We start from the raw sequence: 20019 nt of genomic DNA, 5'->3' as shown, positions 1-20019 counted from the left end.
GGGAACAACGATAGCTCCCAGGCCGATGCCACGCGCATAACCGAACTCGCAGACTGCCGAATAACTCGATGTGCCCCATGGCACACACCCACGGAGACAACACCCATGAGCACGTCCCTTTCCGGCGGCGCGCCGGCCTACGCCGGCTCGCAGGCGGCGCAGAATCCTGCGCAGCTTGACGCGCTGTACCGCAAGTTGGCCTGGCGCATCATGGTCACGTGGTCCATCATTTCCTGTCTGACGATGTACGCGCAGGGACCGCTGTCGTTCTATCTGCTGCGTTTCCTGCTGGGGGTGGCCGAAGCCGGCTTCTTCCCGGGCATCGTGCTGTATCTGTCGACCTGGTTCCCGTCGAGCCGCCGCTCGCAGATCATCGCCCTGTTCATGGTGGCCATTCCGGTGTCGGGCGCCATCGGCGGTCCGCTGTCCGGCTGGATCATGGAACGGTTCGGCGGCGCGCATGGCCTGGCCGGCTGGCAGTGGCTGTTCCTGGTCGAAGGCCTGGGGTCGCTGCTGGTCGGGATTGCCGCCTTCTTCATGCTGCAGGACCGGATCGAGACCGTGAAGTGGCTCAGCGCGGACGAGAAGCGCCTGCTGGCTCAGGACCTTGCCGCCGACGACAGCACCCGGGCCCGCCATAGCGTGCGGCATGTGTTCGGCGACCGCAAAGTGTGGCTGCTCGGCCTGCTCTATTTCTGCATCGCCATGGGCAATTACGGCCTGGTGTTCTGGCTGCCGACGATGATACGGGCCGCGGGCGTGGCCAACCTGGGCAACATCGGCCTGCTGTCGGCGGTGCCGTCGCTGGTCAGCGCGGTGGCGATGATACTCATCGCGCGCCATGCGGACCGCACGAACGAACGCCGCATCCACGTTGCCGTGTGCTGTGTGCTGGGCGCCGCCGGCATGCTGGTATCGGTGCTGCTTGCCGAGCACCTGTGGTGGTCGATGGCCGCCCTCATCGTCGCCGCCATCGGCATCAATTCGATCGCGCCGGTCTTCTGGGGCATCCCCACGGCGATGATGAGCGGCGCGGGCGCCGCGGCGGCCATCGCGCTGATCAATTCGGTCGGCAACCTGGCCGGCTTCGTGAGCCCGTATGTCATCGGCTTTCTCAAGGACACCACGGAGCAGCTGCTGCCCGGCATGATCCTGCTGGCCTGCGCGCAGGTCGGCGGGGCCTTCATCGCGCTGTCGCTGCGAACGAAGCGGGAGCAGGCATGAGCGCGCCCGTCTGCCTGGTGACCGGCGCGGCCAGCGGCATCGGGGCCGCCACGGCCCTGCGCTTTGCGCGTGAAGGCTGGGCGGTGGCCATCAACAATTTCGACGACGGCACACGGGCGGCGGCCGAGACGGTGGCCGCGCAGTGCCGCGACGCCGGGGCCCAGACCATCGTCGTGGATGCCGACGTGGGCGACGACTCCGCCTGCCGCGGCATGGTCGATGCGGTCGCGGCGCAGTGGGGACGGCTGGACGCTGTCGTCAACAGCGCGGGCACGACACGCGTGATTCCGCACGGCGACCTCGACGCGATCGACGCCAGCGAGTTCGAGCGCGTCTATCGCGTGAACCTCATCGGCATGTTCCAGATGACACGCGCCGCGGCCCCTCTGCTGCGCGACCGGCCGGCGGACACAGGGTCGGGCTGCGTCATCAATATCTCTTCGCTGGCGTCCCTGAATGGCACGGGATCGTCCATCGCCTATGCGGCCTCGAAGGGCGCGGTCAATTCGCTGACGCTGTCGCTCGCGCGCAGTCTCGCCCCGCAGGTCCGCGTGAATGCCATTGCCCCGGGCATGGTCGACGACGGCCTGCTGCGGCGCGTGCTCGGCGACGAGGCCTACGCCCGCGTGGTCGACGGCATGCGCGAGAACGCGCCGCTCAAGCGGGTGTCGCAGCCGTCGGAAGTCGCGGAACTGGCCTGGTTCATCGCCGCCCGCGCGCCGGCGATGACCGGCCAGGTGCTGGCCATCGAAAACGGTTTGATGCTCAACACCTGAGCCCCCCCGATACTAGGAATTCCATCCATGAAAGATCTGCACAAACACCGCTCCCGCACGGTCACCGAGGGCGTGACGCGCGCCCCGCACCGTGCCTTTCTGCGCGCCACGGGCCTGGACGACGAGGCCATCGACAAGCCGTTCGTCGCCATCGTCGACACGTACGGCGAGAACACGCCCTGTTCCATGTCGCTGAACCAGATCTCGGACAACGTGCGTCTCGGGATCGCGGCCGGCGGCGGCGTGCCGATACGCGGCTCGGCGATCTCGGTCTCCGACGGCACGTCGATGAATCACTCGGGCATGCGCTTCTCGCTGGTGTCGCGCGAGACCATCGCCGACAGCGTCGAGCTGTTCGTGCGCGCCCACTGCTACGACGCGCTGGTCGGCGTGGCCGGTTGCGACAAGACCCTGCCCGGCATCCTGATGGGCATGGTGCGCGTGAACGTCCCCGGCGTGTTTCTGTTCGGCGGGGCGATGTTGCCGGGCGTAGCCCCGGACGGCTCGCAGGCCACGATCCTGACGGCCATCGAGGCCGTGGGCGCGGCGCAGCGCGGCGACATGTCGGCCGAGACGCTGCGCGGCATAGAAAAGCGCTGCACGCCGACCGCCGGTTCCTGTCCGGGACAGTTCACGGCCAACACCATGGCGATGGTCGCTGAGGTGCTGGGGCTGGCCCCGCTGGGCTCGGCGATGGTGCCGGCCGTCTACAGCGAACGCATCGCGATTGCCCGCCGCGCCGGCGAGAACGTCATGCGCGCGCTGCGCAACGGCGGGCCGCTGCCCCGCGACCTGGTGACGCGCAAGAGCCTGGAGAACGCCTGCGCGGCCGTCGCCGCCACCGGCGGGTCGACCAACGCCATGCTGCACATCCCGGCCATCGCCCACGAGGCAGGCATCACCTTCACGCTCGACGACGTATCGGAAGTGCTGGCGCGCACGCCGCTCATCGGCGACATGCAGCCGGGTGGACGCTATCTGGCCGTGGACCTGCATCATGTCGGCGGCGTGCCGGCCGTGCTCAACGCCCTGCTAGCGGGCGGGCATATACACGGCGACACGCTCACTCAAAGCGGCGAGACGCTGGAAACGGCGCTGCGCGCCTTCCCCGGCCCCGACGGCCGCGTGGTCAAGCCGCACGACGAACCGCTCTCGCCCAACGCGGGGCTGGTGGTCCTGCGCGGCAATCTGGCCCCGGACGGCGCCGCGCTGAAGACCGCCGGCCTCAAGCAGCTGGTGTTCTCGGGCACGGCGCGGGTGTTCGAAACAGAAGAGGACTGCATGGCGGTGGTCGCGGCAGGCGCCTACCGGGAAGGCGACGTGCTCGTGATACGCAACGAAGGCCCCAAGGGCGGCCCGGGCATGCGTGAAATGCTGAGCGTCACCGCGGCGATCTATGGGCAAGGCATGGGTGAAAAGGTCGCGCTGCTGACCGATGGCCGGTTCTCCGGCGCCACCCGCGGCATGTGCATCGGCTATGTGGGCCCCGAGGCGGCGGCGGGCGGCCCGATACGCCTGCTGCGCGACGGCGACCCCATACACATCGATGCGATCAAGGGGAGTCTGGACGTCGAACTCTCGGACGAAGAACTTGCGGAACGGGCGAAGGCCAGCCAGCCGTTCGTGCGCGGCAGGCTGGGTGGCGTGCTTGAAAAGTATGAAGCGCTGGTGCGTCCGGCCAAGCTGGGCGCAGTGACCCACTCCGGGGCTGTGACGTGGCCCTATGAAGCTTCCCTCGGGGAAACGTCAGCCCAGGGAGGCCAGGAATGACGAAGACGCAGCGCGTCGGCTTTTGCGGCATCGGCCGCATGGGTGAACCCATGACCCGGCGGCTGCTGGCCGCGGGGTACGAGGTCGCCGTCTGGAACCGCTCCAGCGCCAAGCTCGGCTCGCTTGTCGCTGCGGGAGCCGTGGCAAAGGCCACGCCGCAGGCGCTGGGCGAGAGCGTGGACATCGCCCTGCTTTGCCTGGGCGACGGCAAAGCGGTGGAGGACGTCGTGTTCGGCGAACACGGGCTTGCGCACGCCGCCACCCCACCCTCTTGTCTCATCGACCATTCGACCTTGTCGCCCGCGCTCACTCGCGCCTTGGCTGGGCGCTGGGCGGCAGCGACCGGCGGCGCGTGGATCGATGCGCCTGTCTCGGGCGGCACGGACGGCGCGGCGAACGGCAAGCTGGCCATCATGGCGGGCGGACCGACCGACACGATCGAAGCCGTGACGCCCGTGATGCGCGCCTACGCCGCGCGCGTCACGCGCATGGGCGAGGTCGGCGCGGGCCAGACCACCAAGCTCGCCAATCAGGCCATCGTGGCGACCACGCTCGCCGGTTTGGCCGAAGCCTTCGTGCTGGCCAAGCGCAGCGGCATCGAAACCGCCGCCCTGCCGTCGGCCCTGCAAGGCGGTTGGGCAGATTCCGTGCTGCTGCAAACGTTGTGGCCGCGCATGGTGACCCCGCCCGAGCATGCCACCGGCACGGCGCGCGTGTTGCTCAAGGATCTGGACGCGATTGCCGAACTGGCCGAAGCGAGCGCCACCGTCCAACGCGTGCTGCCGGAAGTGCGGCGCCTGCTACAGGACGCCGTGCAGCGCGGCATGGGGGACTGGGATCTATCCCAAGTCTTCCGGATCGGCGAGGCGGAGAGTCAGCTCGACGTCTGACCGACGGCGCCCCCAAGCCTGTCCATGAACTCGGGCTGGCCCTGCCGCCGTATCGCCTGCGTATTACCGTGCTCGGCCAGCAGCGCCAGGGTTTCGCTATGGCGTATGGGTATCTCCACCGGCAGATACCCCGCCCGCACGGACATGGCGATCACGTCTCCCGTGGTGCCCAGGTCTTCTTGATATTGGTACGAACCTTCGTTCAGGCTGGCAAGGCCGAAGCTCAGGTTCAACAGAGCGCGATACGGAATGCCATTGCCGCGCGGTTCCATCACATATTCGACTTCCAGCAGTTTGATTTTCAGCGCCCGCCAATCAGGCGGCGGCAGATGCAGGTCGCGTGGGCACAGGAACTGGTGGTGTTCGGACATTAGCGAGGCTCGCTCTGCTAGATGGGCAGGGCCGGCCGGGGCTCTCCGGGACAAATTCGACGTCACTGCGATGACCATGAAAAGGTCAAACCGAATAACGGTATTGGATTACCCATTTGGATGACGCCAAATTGTAGGCCGGTATTCAAACCCGTCTCTGCAACGTGACCGGATTGGCTCCTCGGGCCTTGGCATCATGCTTCTGGATGGCTAGCCGCATCGAATCCTCGTTGCTACGCTGGCTATCAACATTCGCCAGAAACGCTCGGTCCAATTATCGCCATCCAAAAATATGCTCAGGCGCCTGATGGGTAATACCCCTTTTGCTCGGCTATTGCGGCTGTCGGCGCAAGGAATGGCGAGCCGCCTTTGCCTGCCATCGGTCTTGGTCCCGGTCCTATTGGCCGGCTGTGCCGCCGGTCCCCCTGGTGCCTATCCGATATACAAGTCTGAACCGCTCGAGCCTTTCGCTACCGTGCCCGAGGGTAATGACCGCCTTGTCGCCGAACGAAAGGCGTACCAAGACCGCGCGGACCAGGCGCAACGTGGGCTATATCAACAAAGCGATTGGACGCTGGCTGGCGTGGTCGTCGGAGTCACCGGCGGCTTGATTGGAAACGTGGCGACCACCGCTACCGGCGCCGGCATTGCGGCGGGTGCGAGTCAATTGGGCGCGCGGTATCACCTGGAGGCTCAGCGCGGCCTTTTCGATGCGGCGGCGAAGAAGGCAGGCTGTGTCGTCACGGTGACGTACGCCCTGCGAAGCGGCGCCCCGTCGGAGTTGAGCGACAAGCTTGACAAGCTGCCCATGCTGGTCCGATCCATGAATTTCGCGTCGATGGAGATTCAATCGCAGCTGCGCCAGAATCTCAACGCGCTGACACCAGCTCCCATCGATGCCGCTGCCGTACTGGCTGCGTATAACAGCTACTACAGGATGCAGAGCACGCCGTCGCAGACTTCCGACAAAAATGTCATGGTCAACGGAATTCAATATCCAAAAATTGAACAGCTCGCCAAGGAAGTAAAGCTGGCCATCCTGGATATCGACTCATGCGTGAAGACAGGAGCTCCCGTAACCCCTTCTTCACCGGCAATCGCCCTATCTGAGGCCAATACCGCACAGCCCTTGACGCCCGCCGATCCGGTCTTCGGTTGGCTGCTAAATGCGGCGGCAAAGTAACAACACCCTACCCCGCACATACGCGGCGCACCATGAACACTGGAGACCATCATGCCTAGATTCAACCCGGGTGATTCAGGACTGCTGGTCGAGCGCTGGAATCAGTTCCTGAAGGACAACAACTTCGCGCATGGGGAAAAGCAATTCGACAGGGAAAGCGAAAAGGGAACCCGCAGTTTCCAGACCGCGTTCAACAAGAAGGCGAACGCGAGCATCCTCACGGTCGACGGGATAGTTGGGAACATGACCTTGGGGTGTGGCTTGGCCTTCGACATCACGGACGATTTCGATGCTCGCCTGGTGGCCAAACTTTGGGGTTACTCCTATCCCGATATAGCCCCACAAACCAAAAGCCCCCTCAGCCAGGAACAGATGCACGAGGTATTCGGACGCATCGAGGCCAAGCCGGCCGGCGAACCGGGCAATATGGAACGCCTGATCATTACCAACGGGTGGGAAGCGAAGCATTTGCAGTCGGTGGCACTACCGCAGTTGAAGGGCATTGCTGGCGGACAGCCCAAGGTGCCGTTTCACGAGAAACTGGCGTATCAGCTGACAACGCTGTGGAGCGCCTGGGAAACGACCGGCCTGCTGCCGGATGTGAAATCCTTCGAAGGCACATTCAGCCGGCGCTACAAGCGCGGCAGCACCCATGAGTTGAGCAACCATTGCTGGGCGACCGCGTTCGATATCAATTACAGCGCAAACAAGTTGAACGCCTTCCCGGCGACTCCCGACGAGATCGGCTGTGTCTATAGGCTGGTTCCGGTGGCCCAGGAGTTTGGCGCATATTGGGGCGGTTTTTATAGGGGCCGGCTGGATGGCATGCACTTCGAATTCACCCGGATAATGGGTTCCGACGAAGTGGACGCGGCTCTGGAGCGAGTGGTCAAAGCGGCCGGGACCGGGGTGCGCAGACGGCGCTGATTAAGCGCGACATCGACCTGCAATGTCGGCAGAGATAATTTGCAGACTGACACCCTGCGCCCGAAGCCGCGCTCAAAAGCAAGACGCCGACGGAGACGCGCGAGGTTGGCAGCGGGCCCGGTCCCTTCCCGCTCCTCAAGCCAGCGGTAGTTCCAACACCTGCTTCGTCGTCATGATGTCCCCAAACGTGTCATCGATGCTCGCCAGCGCAGCGCGATGCAGCATCGCATGCGGCAACGCAGCCTGCTCCCCCTTACCCGTATCCAGGTCGCGCGTGGCGCAAGCATCAGCCGCCACGATCACCTGATAGCCCAGCGGCACCGCGTCCCGGGCAGCGCCCGCGACGCAGGCATGGGTCATCAGGCCAGTGATCAGCAGCGTGCGCACGCCCGCCGCCTTCAGGCGTTGGTCGATGTCGGTGCTGGGAAATACGCTGACCGTCGACTTGCGCAGTATTGTATGGCCCGCCGCGGGCTGCAGGTCGGGATGGAACTCGATGCCGGCGCTGCCGTCGGCGAAGACCGGGCTGCCGGCGGGCGTGGCGTGCTGGATATGGAAGACCGGGATGCCATGCTGATCAGCGTGGGCGACTAGCTGGGCGGCGTTGCGCAGGGCCGCGAGGCCTTCGGGAATCGGCAGCCTGCCGCTGAAGTATTCATTCTGGAAATCGATCACCAGCAAGGCGGTGCTGGCCGGGTCGATCGACTGCGGAGCAGTAGCGCCGGCGATGGTGCGAATGGTCGGGTGATTCATCGTAGGTCCTTGATCTGTAGGCGTTTTGATTGCCGTTCACGCATGAGGGCGAACGGCATCAAGGATCCGCCATCGGCCTTGAACCCGAAAGTGGCCCGAATACCAATAAATGATAGGATCGGGCCAAATCCGCATTTCTGCCCTTTGCGCCATGCATACCATCGCCGTCGTCGCCTTCGCGGGCATCAGTTCCTTCCACCTGTCCGTGCCCTGCATGGTGTTCGGCGACGACCTGGCCCGGCTGGGCGCGCCGCGCTATCGCCTGCTGGTCTGCGGCGAAGCGGTCGAGCCGGTCGCGACCATGTCGGGTTTCGATATCCATGTGCCGCACGACTATTCGGCCCTGGCCGAGGCCGACACGGTGATCGTGCCGGCCTGGCGCGATCCGGACGAGCGCCCGCCGGAAACCATGTTGCAGGCCCTGCGCGATGCGCACGCGCGCGGCGCGCGGGTCATCGGCCTGTGCCTGGGCGCCTTTGTGCTGGCCGAGGCGGGTTTGCTCGACGGCCGTCCGGCGTCGACGCACTGGGTCTGGAGCGACGACTTCGCCCGCAAGTACCCGCAGATCCGTCTCGACCGCAAGGCCCTGTACGTGGACGACGGCGACATCCTGACCTCCGCCGGCACCGCGGCCGCCATCGATTGCTGCCTGCATCTGCTGCGCTGCGACCATGGCGCGGAACTGGCGAACCGGGTGGCCCGCCGCATGGTGATGGCGCCGCATCGCGATGGCGGGCAGGCGCAATACATCGAACGTCCGCTCACGCGGGAGGACGGCGGCGATCCGATAAGCGTGGCGATGGAATGGGCCATCGAGCATTTGCAGGAGCCGCTGGGGCTGGACCGCCTGGCCAGCGAGGCCGGGCTGAGCCGCCGCAATTTCACGCGGCGCTTCAAGCTGAAGACGGGCACGACCGTGACGCAATGGGTGCTGAACCACAGGCTGGCCGCGGCGCAGCGGCTGCTGGAGACGGGCGGGCTGTCGGTGGACCGGGTGGCCGAGGCCACGGGGTTCGGGTCGACGGTGTCGCTGCGGCAGCATTTCACGGCGGCGTTCTCGGTGTCGCCGGCTGCTTATCGGAAGCAGTTCCGGCAGAGGTGATGGCGGCAGCCCGCCCGCCGCTCGCTGGATAGCACCCGCCTATCGGAGCGCCGGCCGCCGAACAGAAAAAGATCTTCCAATATTTGCCTAAAGCAAATAATAATATGCCTTAGGCAAGCAATTGGACCTCCCCATGACAGAGCAATCGCTCTACGACCGCGCCGAAGCGGTCCGGTACTTCAACCGCTTCTACACCCGCCAGATCGGGGTGCTGCACGAACACCTGCTGGCCAGCGAGTTCTCGCTGACCGAAGTGCGCATTCTCTACGAACTGGCTCACCGGCCGGCGCTCAGCACCTCGGACCTGTGCCGGGAACTGAACCTGGACGCGGGGTATGTCAGCCGCGTGATCTCGGGCTTCGAGAAGAAGGGTTTGATCGCCAAGACGCGCTCGGCGGCGGACGCGCGCGTCGGTCTGCTGGAACTGACGGACGCGGGCCGGGCGGCGTTTGCGCCGCTCAACGAGGCGTCGCGCAACGAGATCATCGCCATCCTCAAACAGCTATCGGAGCCGGCGCAAGCGCAGCTGGTCAATGCCATGAACGAGATCCAGAACCTGCTCGGCGACAAAGCCCCCCTGCCCTACGTGCTGCGCGATCCGCGGCCAGGCGACATGGGGCTGGTGGTGGCGAACCAGGCCATGGTTTATGCGCAGGAGTTCGGCTGGAACTCGGAGTACGAGGCGCTGGTGGCCGAGATCGTGGCGAAGTTCATCCGGGAGTTCGACCGCGACAGCGAGCGCTGCTGGATCGCCGAGAAGGACGGGAAGATGGCGGGTTCGGTCTTCGTGGTGCGGCAGGACGAGACGACGGCGAAGCTGCGCCTGCTGTACGTAGACGGCGCCGCGCGCGGGCTGGGCATAGGCCACAGGCTGGTGGACGAATGCCTGCGGTTTGCGCGGCAGGCTGGATATAAGCGCATGGTGTTGTGGACCAATAGCGTGTTGACGGATGCGCGGCGGATCTACGAGAAGGCAGGCTTCGAGCTGGTCGAGGAAGAGAAGCACCACAGCTTCGGCAAGGATCTGGTGGGGCAGTACTGGGCTCGGGATCTGTAGGCCACGCGATGCATCCCTGCGGCCAAATCAGATCCGTTTCCACGGATAGGCTCGACTCCGATGAGTGAACGCGCCCAGGCCATATGCGCCGCCGCCGTCACGGGCGCGCTGGTGGGGGCCGCGATGGTGTCCACCCGCGCGGTGTCGAGTGACGTTTCGCCCGAGACGCTGGCCTTCCTGCGCTATGCCATCGGCGCGCTGGTGCTTGCCGCGCCCATGCTGCGGCGGTGGTCCGTACGGTTTACGGCCAGGGATTTCTGTGCGGTGGCAGGCCTGGGCATACTGCAATTCGCGATGCTGATCTTGCTGCTGAACTACGCGCTGGCACGGCTGCCGGCCGCCACTTGCGCGCTGGTGTTTTCCACGCTGCCGCTGGTGACGCTGTGCCTGGCGATTGCCACGGGACGCGAACGGTTCAGCTGGCCTCGGCTGATAGGCGCGGGGGTGGCGGTGTCGGGGATTGCGCTGTTGCTGCAGCCCTCGGCGGCGGCGGTGGGCAGCTCTGCCGACGGCTGGGCTTGGGCCGCCTTGCTAGGCGCGACGTTTATCGGAGCGGCTTGCAGTCTTTTATATCGTCCGTACCTGCGCCGGTATCCAGCCATGTATGTCAGCGTGGTGGCGATGCTTGTGTCGGTCCTGTTCCTGGCGGGCGTCTGCCTGGCGCGGGGCGCGCCATTGCTGCCCGGCCTGTCGGGCTTTCAATGGGCGAATGTGGCGTTCATCGGGCTTTCCAGCGCGGTGGGCTATTTCTGTCTGCTGTGGGCGCTGACCCGTCTGGAGGCGAGCCGGGTCATGTCGTTTCAGGCGCTGGCGCCGATCACGGCAGTATTGATCGAGCTGTTGAGCGGCTCGTATCCGCCGACATTGCGCCTGACGGGGGCTTTTGTGCTGGTGCTGTCCGGCGTCTGGTTCGGCACGCATGAACGGCGCGCGGCCGCGGCGGCAAGCGCCGCCTGACCTGCCGCCTGACCTGCCGCTGGACCGCCGCCGGACCGCTGCCGGACCGCCTGCCGGACCGCCGCCGGCCCCTGCCAAACCGCATGTCGAACCGCCAGCCAGATCGCCAGACCGTTCAAGTCTCTGAAACGATCCGCGCCCGCGTCTTCTCGTCCAGGATGCTGCGCACCAATGCAAACAAGGGATCCGCATCGGTGTGCTTCTGACCATAGGTCAGGTTGAACCCGTAATCAAAATCCGGCGGATTCAAGCCCTGCGTGTGCTGCAGAATGGTTTCCAGTTTGTCCAGGGCCTTGACGGCCTTGGCTTCCGGCGTGGCGGCGTCCTCGTATTCCTGCCACAGCGCCATGATGCCGGCGCGCTGCTTCTCGTCCAGGGACCGTGTCAGGTGCAGCAGGTCGGCCTTTTCCTGTGCGCTCTTGTCCGGATGCTGGTGCTTCTCGATGGCGGGAACGTCGCCGTGGATGGCCTCGCCCAGGTCGTGCAGCACGCACAGTTTCAGCACCTTGAGCATGTCCAGGCCGGCCAGCTCGTCTTCAAAGGCCATGGCCATCAGGCACAGGCGCCAGGTGTGCTCGGCCGTGCTTTCCGGGCGGCCCGTGGACGTGAATCCGCTGCGCAGCACACTCTTGAGCCTTTCGGCTTCCTGCAGAAAGGCCAGCCGGCCTTTGATGTTTTCGATATCCATGTTCAATCTCAGCCTGTCGCGGCTCCCTTGACGCAGCAACGGGCTGCGCCAACGTGACAGTGTAGGCTGCGGCACGGGGGATGCTCTTGGACATCACGCCGCCACTTTTCCAGCACGCTATCGATTAGCTGTCTGGAGCAAGGAAAGGGGGTGACAGTCCCCGGGGACTGTCGATCAACCATCCGTTCGTGCGTTCCCCGAGCGCCGATCTCAACAGTTCTTCACAGAGCGTCACAACTCCCCCATAAAGCGCAACGGCAGCCTGCCTCACAATACGCGGGACCACACCCACGGGGCATGCGGCATGCTTGTGCCCTGACCAGAAAGGCTCCCACAGCCCACCGAGGACATACCACCATGCAGAAATTTCAGCGTATGCACTTGCTCGCAGCCACTGTGTTGTTGAGCACGGCGGCCGCGACCGCCGCAGCGGAACCGGCCACGCCCGATCTCGCCCCACAGCCCGCAAAGCCCATCGCAACGCAAGACGAGCGCGCGCCTCAAAACGCGACCACCCCCGCCGGATCGACAGAACGTTTGCATATCGGTCTTTCCGACAGCAGCACCAAACTGGTGCTGCCCTGGTTCATCACGGAGCTGACCGATGCGGTCAATGAGCGCAAGTCGCTCGGGGATACCGCGAAGGGACTCGCGCAAGGGCTTTGATGCCGCCGCCAGGCTGCGCGGCGGCTCAATCCACGCTGGCGCCTGATTGCCGGACCAGCGGCGTCCATTTCTCCTGGTCGCGCTGTATGAATTGCGTGAACTGCGCAGGCGTGTAGTCGTGATAGGAATCGTAGCCCTGCTGCTCCAGGGTCTTCCTGACCTCCGGCATTTCCACGACCTTGCGCGCCGCCGCGTTGAGCTTTTCGACGATGGCGGCAGGCGTGCCGGCCGGCGCCATCAGGCCGAAATCGATGGACACCTCATACCCCGGCACTCCAGCTTCCTGCATCGTGGGCACCTCGGGCAACAGGGGCGACCGCGCAACCGAGGTCACGGCCAGCGCCTTGAGCTGCCCTGACTTGATCAGCGGCAAGACGCTGGGGGTGTTGTAGAAGCCGAAATCGACCTCGCCGGCGATGACCGCGGTTACCCCCTGCGGGGCGCCGCGATAGGGAATGTGCCTGGCCTGGGTCTGGGTCGCGGAATTCAGCAATACGCTGGACAGGTGGTGCGAGGTGCCGTTCCCGCCCGATGAAAACGCCATCGCGCCGGGCTTCTCCTTCATCTTCGCCACGACGTCCAGCACGTTCCGGTAAGGCGACTTGCCGCTGACGACCATGACGTTGGAACCGCCGGCCAGGAACGCGACTGGCACGAAGTTCCTCAAGGGATCGTAGCCCACGTTCTTGTACAGAGTCAGGTTGATGGCCCAGGTCGGGGTCGCGCCCAGCACCAGCGTGTAGCCATCCGGCTCGGCCTTTGCGGCCGACTGCATCGCCACCGATCCGCCTGCTCCCGGACGGTTCTCGACGACGACGGTCGCGCCCAGGGCCTTGGACAGCTCGGGTTGCAGCGTGCGCGCCAGGATATCGGCCGTGCTGCCCGCGGCCAATGGCACATAGAGCACGACGGGTTTGTCCGGATAGGCCGCCATCGCGCAGCCTGCCGTCAAGATGAACGCGCCCAGGGCGCGCGTGAGCAATGACAGCGCACGGCATTTTTTAGCCATGTAGATTCCCCTTGTTTTGTTGCCTGGCCAGCGGGCCGCGACGAAAATCAGCTTACGGTGCGTACCAGCCAGCAACCAGTCCGCCCGCTGAATTCAGCTATTACGCGACGCTATGCCTCGGGGACGATGCAGCGGGGAATCAGGCGCGCGCGAATTGCCTGCGCAAGACGGTGCGCGCCACGGCGGCAAAGGCCTGGGCGGCCGGCGACAAGGGACGATTGGCCAGGCGCGCCAGCGACACGGGCCAGTCCAGCACCGGATTGCGCAACGGCACCGCCTTGATGCCCGGGGGCATCTGGGCCGACGCGAAGCTGGGCAGCATGGCCACGCCCATGCCAGCCTGCACCATGCCGAACGCGGTCGACAGCAGGATCACGCGCTGTTCGATCCGCGGAAAGATCTCCTCGGCGGCAAGCTGGCGGCTGATCGCAAGCCAGGCCGGCGCCTGCGGATTGAGCTGGATGCAGCGCAGTTCCGCCAGGACCTTGGCGTCCACCTGCTTGCGCGCGGCCAGCGGGTGATCGTCGCGCATGAACAGATGCACGCTGCCGTCGATCAGGTTCTCCAGCATGATCTGCGTGTCGCCGCCTTCGACCATGGCGCCTATGCCCAAGTCGGCCTCGTGGGACACCAGCTTGTTCTTGATCTGTTCGACCATGCAATCCACCACCTGCATCTCCAGGGCGGGATGCTGCGCATGAAAGGCATGCAGGATTTGCGGCAGCAGGGTCGCGGCGCTGACGTGCCCGACCGCCACGCTGACCGAGCCCGTGCGCAGCTGGCTCTGGTCGCGGCATTCCTTCAGCGCGCTGTCTATGGTCATGATGGAGCGGCGCGCCATGTCCGCCAATGCGCGTCCCTGCGCGGTCAGGCTGACTTCGCGGCCGCGTATGACCAGGGCCTGGCCCACTTCGTTTTCCAGGCGACGGATCAGATGGCTGATGGAAGGCTGGGACAGTCCCAACTGATCGGCAGCGATGGTGAAACTGGCCGTGTCGGCCACGGACACCAGCGCCCGCAACTGCCGCAACGAGACCGCTTCGGCCGAATTTTCCATGGTCGCACCCGCATGTCGTGACGTTATGAATGTATAGCCTGCATACCATAGCAACATCCAATGGCGCTGAATATCATGGTTTGCCCACCATGACTTTTGCCCGAGACGTCCCATGCCCCATTCCACTTACGCCCGCCACCAGATGGGCTCCGCGACCCTCGACGCCTCGGGCGAATACGAGGCCGGCAGCTTTGCCACGTTCACCTTGACCTACACCGCCGGCTATTTCGGCATAGACGACACGGGCTCGTTGAAGATCGTGCACCGGTTCGCCAGCGACATGGGCAAGCCCCAGTTCACCGATCCCAAAGGCTGGAACTACACCACGGTGCAGGCCAGCAACGGCGCCGTGTTGCACGTGGAGTACGACAACAAGCGCAACATCCGCCCCTGGGACAAGACGCTGTTCATCCGCGTGGTGCGCGGCTACCTGGAAGAAGGCGACCAGATCGTGGTCCGCTTCGGGGACACCCGCGCAGGGTCGCCGGGCATGCGAGTGCAGACGTTCACCGAACCCACCTTCGAGTTCAAGGTGCTGGTCGATGCCTTCGCGACCTATGACTACACCGAGATCGAGCAATCGCCCACGATTTCGGTGGTCGCGGGTCCGCCGGTGCAATACAAGGCCATCCTGCCGAGCCTGGCGGTGGCGGGCGCAGCCTTTCGCCTAGGATTCAAGGGCGAGGACAAATGGGGCAACCCTTCCGGCAAGGTCGGCCGCAGCTTCACGTTGCGCCCGAATATGCCGGTAGAGAACCTTCCGTCCACGATTACCCTGGCGCAGGGACAGCTCGCCATCACCCTGGACAATCTGCGGGTTGCGCAGCCGGGCGAGCTGAGCATCGACGTCCTGGACGGCGAGGAAGTCGTCGCCACCAGCACGCCCTGCCGCGTCGTGGCGCAGGCTGCGCACCGGCACTTCTGGGGCGACCTGCACGGCCAGTCCGAAGAAACCATAGGCACCAACTCCGCGCGCGAACTGATCGAGTTCGCGCGCGACCAAGCCTTCCTGGATGTCATGAGCCACCAGGGCAACGACTTCCAGATCACGAGCGAGTTCTGGCAGCACCTGAACACGCTGACGGCCGAATACAACCGCGACGGCCAATTCGTCATTTTCCCGGGCTATGAATGGTCGGGGAACACCGGGCTGGGCGGCGACCGCAACGTCATGTTCCTGAACGAGGGCAGGCAGATCCATCGTTCATCGCACGCGCTGGTCCACGACCATGCGGATCTGGACACGGACGCCAACGACGCCGACCAGCTGTTCCAGGCGCTGAAGGACGAGGACGTGGTGGTCTTTGCCCATATCGGCGGACGCTATGCCGACATCACGCGATCCCACGATGCGCGCATCGAACGGTCCATCGAGATTCACTCCGACTGGGGCACCTTTGAATGGCTGCTGGAGGACGCGTTCAAGCTGGGCTATCGCGTGGGCATCCTGGCCAATAGCGACGGCCACAAGGGACGCCACGGCGCCAGCCACCCAGGCGCATCGATGTTCGGCGCCTATGGCGGCCTGAGCTGCCTGATCGCTCCCGAGCTGACGCGCCAGTCCATCGCCGATTGCCTGCGCCAGCGCCGCCACTACGCCACCACCGGATGCCGCGCCTACCTGGACGTGCGGGCGCGGTTTGCAGAACCCGCCACCCGCTATTCAGACGATCCCAAGCTGAACGGCCCGGTGACGGAAACCCAGGTCCAAGAGGCGGAGATGGGTTCCATCCTGCGGTATCAGGGCGATCACATCGAATTCGAGTTCGATGTGGCGACCCATGGCCCGATAGAGCGCATAGAAATCCGCAACCGGATGGATGTCGTCCACACCTTGCAGCCGTATCAGCAAAACGAACTGGGCAATCGCATACGCATCATTTGGGAAGGTTCGGAGTACCGGGGCCGCGGCCGCCAGACCGTCTGGGATGGTTCCGCGACCCTGACCGGCAACTGGTTCGAATCCCCCCGCGCGATCAATTTCTGGAACCTCGACAAGACCCTGGAGCAACCCTCGCCGGATACGCTGCGTTGGAAATCGCTTACTACTGGCGGATTCAGCGGCGTGGACGTGCGTCTGGGCGAGGCGCGCTCCGGCAACCTCATCATCGACACTCCGCTGATACAGGCCGAGATTCCGGTGGCGGACATCGGGTTGGAACCGATAGTGCTGGAAAACGGCGGAATATCGCGCCGCATGCAAGTCTTCCGCCTGCCCGACGTCAATCCGGTCACCAGGATGAAGGCGCAAGTACGCGTGCCCTTGCACGCGGGGTCCGACAACGCCGTCTATGTGCGCGTCACGACGGAGGACGGATACTTCATCTACTCCAGCCCCATCTACATCGAGCGCGGCTGAGGCGCTTGTGTGGCAGGCGCGCCGGGGATCATTTTCCCGGCGCGAAAATGATCCGCACCGGATTGCCCGGCTTCTGGGTCGCGCCCGTGGGCGCATTGCCGCTCGCGTACGCCGGATGCGACGCCTTGAGTTCCGTGTCGGATATCCATTCGAGCCGCAGCTGATCGTCCGGCGAGGACGACTGGAACTGCGTCAGCGCCGAGATGAAGGCATTGCACTTTTCCGAGACGCCGGCTTCAAGCACGGAAACCTGCGTCTGCTCGCCCCAGGTCAGGGTTCCGCGTTGCGGGCACTGGCGCACTTCGACGTGGTATTTGCCGCTGGGCGAAGGCAGGTCGGCGACCAGCTTGTCGGGGCCGCAGGCTGTCAGCAGAGCGGAGGAAAGCAAGGCAAGCAGGATGCTTTTTTTCATTGAAAGGCCTTCTGACCATCAAGGAGGTCGATCCGTGAAAACCCGGCCATGATACCGTGCAACGCTGCGCGCACCGTTGCAGCTTGAGGAACCAGGCCAAGGACGACCCATGGACATCCGATATCCCGATCAGAACTTCGCAGCCGTCGTTTCCGCGGCGCCCGGGGAGCTCGCATGCCGATAGCCCTCGCGGACCTGGAGCAAGGCGTCATGGAATTGCTGCGGGCGCAGCCAGCGTTCGCCGGGTGGAAGAAAAAGGGCAAGCGCTGCCTGCAGCAGGCGTATGGCGAGTTGCAGCAAGGCGTGGAATTGATCCGCTACAAGGACGCGTTTGAAAACGCGCAACGCGTTTCGCTGGGTGTCTACGTGTCCTTTCCGTATGAAAAGGAATGGCCTGTTTACGTCCCTCCCGACATCTGGAACAAAGGCCGCCTGTACCGCCGCGCCTATCTGAAGCCTGGCGAGGGCCTGGTTCAGGAACCCACCCTGGGTAGCGGCGCCGTGCTGGAGATCTGCAACGCGGAGGACTTGGCGAAATGGCTGTCGGCCTTGCCGGCGGATACGGAGAACCATCTTGCGCCTTGGTTGCAGCGGTATCAGACGCTGGAGGAGGCGTGGTACGAATACCGAATTCCATCCTGGCGTCTGTAGGCTATTGGCTATTGGCCGTCGCCGCAGCATTTAAATACATTTAGAAACTGACGCTCTTGTTTTGTCGCTTTCATTGCTCATCCTGACTCGCATCTGAGGCATCATTGGCCGGCTCCCGCCAACGGGCCTATCCCGCCCTTTTCATCAGGTGCCCTCTTGCAATCCCTCACCGCCATCCGCCGCGACGTCCGCGCCCTGGTTCAATCCCGCGCCTACGCGCAGCTTGACGCCTACTACGCCGATCTGGAACAGCAAGACTGGGCCGACACGGAAAACCCTGGCGCGCCCTACTTCGAGGCAGCCAATTCCGGGACCCTGTTCGACTATTCGACGGTGCCGTACCAGGACGCCTCCGATTTTCTGCAAGCCTGGATCGCCGCCTGCCCGGACTCGTATCACGCACAGCTGGTGATGGGTAATTTCTGCTACGGCCGCGCCGCGGATATACGCGGTTATGGCTGGGCCGACAGCGTGACCCAGGACCGCTGGCTGGGCGCGGCGCTGGCTTGCGAAAGCTCCGCCGCCGCCTTGCTGCAAGCGATGGCGCTTTCGCCGCGTCCGATTGCGGCCTGCGTGACGATGATGCAGCTGGCCGCGCATTTCAAGGAACCGTACTGGCTGCGCGCGCTGTACGCGGGCAATCTGCCCGAGACCTTGACGCATGACGATATCGAGGAAGAAGGCCTGATGGATGCGGCGCTGGCCCATCTGGCATCCGTGGGCGTGCCGCGGCTGGCGCAGGCGCCGCAAGCCCTGCCCGCCTGGCTGGCGCCGCGCGCCGAACACGAGGTGGAACAGGCCAAGGATTATTGGCTGTTGCGGGCGCTGGAGCTGCGGCCCGGGCATCTGGGCGCGCTGACGGCCTACGCGCAATACCTGCAACCGCGCTGGGGCGGCAGCTACGAGGACATCGACGGCATGGCCGGCGGCCCGCTGTGCGCCGCGCTGTCCGAGCCGCAGCGCAATGCGATCCGCTGGATCGGGATTTATGACTCGCTGGACAGCTATCCGGAACCGGACGACGCCGAGGCCGTGGAGGAATACCGCCGCGTTTTCGATTCGTTCCTGGCGCGCGAGCTGCGGCCGACGGAGCGCGGCATGGCCCTGGGCTATTACGCGCAGTTCGCCAGCTATTCGCTGCAAGACCAGGCGCTCGCCCGCGCCCTGCACGGCCAAAGCGTGGCGGCGTTCGGGCCGAACGAGTATTTCGCGCAGGTGGACGGGCCGTTCCGCAGCTTCGCCCACGTGAGCATCATCCATCACCAGCCGGACGACGACGGCGCGTTCAAGCGCGTGCTGGAGCGCATGTGCGGCTGGGACCAGGTGGCCACGGCGCAGGCGCTGGCGGCGGTGGCGCACCAGTTTGGCCGCTGGGGCTTTGCTCAGGATCCGGCGCGCGCGCAGCAGTTGCTGGACCGCGCCGCCGTGCTGGCGGCGGACCAGATGGATGACGATTTCAACGTGCTGGCGGCGGCCGCGATGCTGTGGGACGGCGGCGACCATGAGCAGGGCTACTTCCTGTCGCGCCAACTGGCCGACCGGCGCGTGCCGGACGCGGCTTGCAGCATGTACGACATACACCGGGGCTTCCGCGACAACACGCCCGACAGCTACCTGGACGACGCCGTGCGCGACCAGTGGTTGCAGCGCGCGGTGGAAGACGGTTCGCCGCTGGCCAAGTACAACATGGCCCACCGCAACATCTTCGACGGCGAGATGGACTTTTCGCGCCGCGAGAACCTGGACAAGGTGCTGTGGCTGCTGCAAGGCGCGCGCGAGGAGCCGCGCGCGGAAGCGCTGGCCCGACTGCGCATCGGCGTGCTGCTGCGCGACCATGGCACGGAACAGGAACAGCAGGAAGGCGTGCGCGCCTATCTGCGCCCGCTGGTGGAAGAAGACGACGACTGGCGCGCCGGCCGCGCCAGCGCCGAGATCGCGCTGGCCTACACGCACGGCCGCGGCGCCAAGAAGAACCGCTTTGCCGCCATCGAATGGGCCCAGCACGCCTGCCGCCTGCAACCGGACGACGAGGACATCGAGGACATCCAGGCCCAGGTGATGAATTCGCACAGCCTGGTCAAGACCATAGGCACGGTGTTCGGCGCCTATCTGGGCCGCGGCGGCGTGTCGGCCGAAGACCTGCCGCCCAAGCCGGCCGCGCAGTAAT

The 20019-nt window shown here is 65.1% G+C and carries 19 protein-coding genes; 13 read left to right on the top strand and 6 right to left on the bottom strand.

The genetic code is table 11. The features are described 5' to 3' along the window. The first annotated feature begins 105 nt into the window (after positions 1 to 105). Genes HWY37_RS08710 through HWY37_RS08695 form a run of 4 tightly spaced genes read left to right on the top strand, consistent with a single transcriptional unit; the run spans position 106 to position 4660 of the window. The gene (locus HWY37_RS08710; protein ID WP_176088386.1) at positions 106 to 1224 is read left to right on the top strand and encodes an MFS transporter; all 1119 of its coding nucleotides are present in this window, start codon (positions 106 to 108) and stop codon (positions 1222 to 1224) included. Then, positions 1221 to 2000 (top strand): SDR family NAD(P)-dependent oxidoreductase, encoded by a 780-nt coding sequence (locus HWY37_RS08705; RefSeq protein ID WP_176088385.1) that lies wholly within the window; start codon positions 1221 to 1223, stop codon positions 1998 to 2000. Before HWY37_RS08710 ends, HWY37_RS08705 begins: the two co-directional genes overlap by 4 nt. 27 nt (positions 2001 to 2027) lie before the next feature. Continuing rightward, positions 2028 to 3770: a dihydroxy-acid dehydratase gene (gene ilvD / locus HWY37_RS08700; protein ID WP_176088384.1), complete on the top strand. Its 1743-nt coding sequence runs from the start codon at positions 2028 to 2030 to the stop codon at positions 3768 to 3770. After that, entirely contained in the window at positions 3767 to 4660 is an 894-nt protein-coding gene (locus HWY37_RS08695) for an NAD(P)-dependent oxidoreductase (protein WP_176088383.1), read from the top strand. The genes ilvD and HWY37_RS08695 overlap by 4 nt, the downstream gene beginning before the upstream one ends. Here HWY37_RS08695 and HWY37_RS08690 read toward each other — a convergent pair. Beyond that, the gene (locus HWY37_RS08690; RefSeq protein ID WP_175208047.1) at positions 4645 to 5031 is read right to left on the bottom strand and encodes a hypothetical protein; all 387 of its coding nucleotides are present in this window, start codon (positions 5029 to 5031) and stop codon (positions 4645 to 4647) included. The two genes, HWY37_RS08695 and HWY37_RS08690, sit on opposite strands and share 16 nt — an antisense overlap. A gap of 307 nt (positions 5032 to 5338) precedes the next feature. Here HWY37_RS08690 and HWY37_RS08685 point away from each other — a divergent pair, with 307 nt between their 5' ends. Then, positions 5339 to 6214, top strand: a complete 876-nt coding sequence (locus HWY37_RS08685; RefSeq protein WP_175208048.1) for a hypothetical protein — start codon at positions 5339 to 5341, stop codon at positions 6212 to 6214. 51 nt (positions 6215 to 6265) lie between these two features. Then, positions 6266 to 7141, top strand: coding sequence for a M15 family metallopeptidase (locus HWY37_RS08680; RefSeq protein ID WP_175208049.1), 876 nt, complete (start codon positions 6266 to 6268; stop codon positions 7139 to 7141). A gap of 135 nt (positions 7142 to 7276) precedes the next feature. On the opposite strand, the gene HWY37_RS08675 is transcribed toward HWY37_RS08680, so the two are convergent. Beyond that, the gene (locus HWY37_RS08675) at positions 7277 to 7894 is read right to left on the bottom strand and encodes a cysteine hydrolase family protein (protein ID WP_176088382.1); all 618 of its coding nucleotides are present in this window, start codon (positions 7892 to 7894) and stop codon (positions 7277 to 7279) included. Positions 7895 to 8045: 151 nt separating this feature from the next. Here HWY37_RS08675 and HWY37_RS08670 point away from each other — a divergent pair, with 151 nt between their 5' ends. The 3 genes from HWY37_RS08670 to HWY37_RS08660 all read left to right on the top strand — a co-directional run bounded on the left by HWY37_RS08670 (position 8046) and on the right by HWY37_RS08660 (position 11010). Continuing rightward, on the top strand, positions 8046 to 8996 hold the full coding sequence (locus tag HWY37_RS08670; protein WP_176088381.1) for a GlxA family transcriptional regulator: 951 nt from the start codon (positions 8046 to 8048) through the stop codon (positions 8994 to 8996). A 133-nt stretch (positions 8997 to 9129) separates the two neighbouring features. After that, a complete protein-coding gene (locus tag HWY37_RS08665) occupies positions 9130 to 10053 on the top strand; it encodes a bifunctional helix-turn-helix transcriptional regulator/GNAT family N-acetyltransferase (RefSeq protein WP_176088380.1) in 924 nt (307 codons plus the stop codon). A 60-nt stretch (positions 10054 to 10113) separates the two neighbouring features. After that, positions 10114 to 11010 (top strand): DMT family transporter, encoded by an 897-nt coding sequence (locus tag HWY37_RS08660; RefSeq protein WP_176088379.1) that lies wholly within the window; start codon positions 10114 to 10116, stop codon positions 11008 to 11010. A 115-nt stretch (positions 11011 to 11125) separates the two neighbouring features. Here the strand turns inward: HWY37_RS08660 and HWY37_RS08655 are convergent, their stop codons facing one another. Beyond that, on the bottom strand, positions 11126 to 11698 hold the full coding sequence (locus HWY37_RS08655; protein ID WP_176088378.1) for an HD domain-containing protein: 573 nt from the start codon (positions 11696 to 11698) through the stop codon (positions 11126 to 11128). Between the two features lie 357 nt (positions 11699 to 12055). Between HWY37_RS08655 and HWY37_RS08650 the strand changes: the two genes are divergently transcribed. Beyond that, positions 12056 to 12364: a hypothetical protein gene (locus HWY37_RS08650; protein WP_176088377.1), complete on the top strand. Its 309-nt coding sequence runs from the start codon at positions 12056 to 12058 to the stop codon at positions 12362 to 12364. Between the two features lie 25 nt (positions 12365 to 12389). On the opposite strand, the gene HWY37_RS08645 is transcribed toward HWY37_RS08650, so the two are convergent. Both HWY37_RS08645 and HWY37_RS08640 read right to left on the bottom strand, forming a co-directional pair. Continuing rightward, positions 12390 to 13373: a Bug family tripartite tricarboxylate transporter substrate binding protein gene (locus tag HWY37_RS08645; RefSeq protein WP_176088376.1), complete on the bottom strand. Its 984-nt coding sequence runs from the start codon at positions 13371 to 13373 to the stop codon at positions 12390 to 12392. Between the two features lie 139 nt (positions 13374 to 13512). Then, positions 13513 to 14430 carry a LysR family transcriptional regulator gene (locus HWY37_RS08640; protein ID WP_176088375.1) on the bottom strand — a complete coding sequence of 306 codons (918 nt, stop codon included), beginning with the start codon at positions 14428 to 14430 and terminating at the stop codon, positions 13513 to 13515. A 112-nt stretch (positions 14431 to 14542) separates the two neighbouring features. Between HWY37_RS08640 and HWY37_RS08635 the strand changes: the two genes are divergently transcribed. Next, entirely contained in the window at positions 14543 to 16789 is a 2247-nt protein-coding gene (locus tag HWY37_RS08635; RefSeq protein ID WP_176088374.1) for a DUF3604 domain-containing protein, read from the top strand. A 28-nt stretch (positions 16790 to 16817) separates the two neighbouring features. On the opposite strand, the gene HWY37_RS08630 is transcribed toward HWY37_RS08635, so the two are convergent. Further along, entirely contained in the window at positions 16818 to 17201 is a 384-nt protein-coding gene (locus HWY37_RS08630; RefSeq protein ID WP_176088373.1) for a hypothetical protein, read from the bottom strand. Positions 17202 to 17375: 174 nt separating this feature from the next. Here HWY37_RS08630 and HWY37_RS08625 point away from each other — a divergent pair, with 174 nt between their 5' ends. Together HWY37_RS08625 and HWY37_RS08620 are read left to right on the top strand one after the other, a co-directional pair. Then, a complete protein-coding gene (locus HWY37_RS08625) occupies positions 17376 to 17852 on the top strand; it encodes a hypothetical protein (RefSeq protein WP_246302228.1) in 477 nt (158 codons plus the stop codon). A 156-nt stretch (positions 17853 to 18008) separates the two neighbouring features. Further along, the gene (locus tag HWY37_RS08620; protein ID WP_176088372.1) at positions 18009 to 20018 is read left to right on the top strand and encodes a DUF4034 domain-containing protein; all 2010 of its coding nucleotides are present in this window, start codon (positions 18009 to 18011) and stop codon (positions 20016 to 20018) included. Position 20019: the final 1 nt, after the last annotated feature.

This window comes from Achromobacter anxifer, assembly GCF_903652925.1.
In the GTDB taxonomy this organism is placed as follows: domain Bacteria; phylum Pseudomonadota; class Gammaproteobacteria; order Burkholderiales; family Burkholderiaceae_B; genus Achromobacter; species Achromobacter anxifer.
Note: the sequence above shows the minus strand (reverse complement) of the source record. Positions and strands in the feature narration are given on the sequence as shown.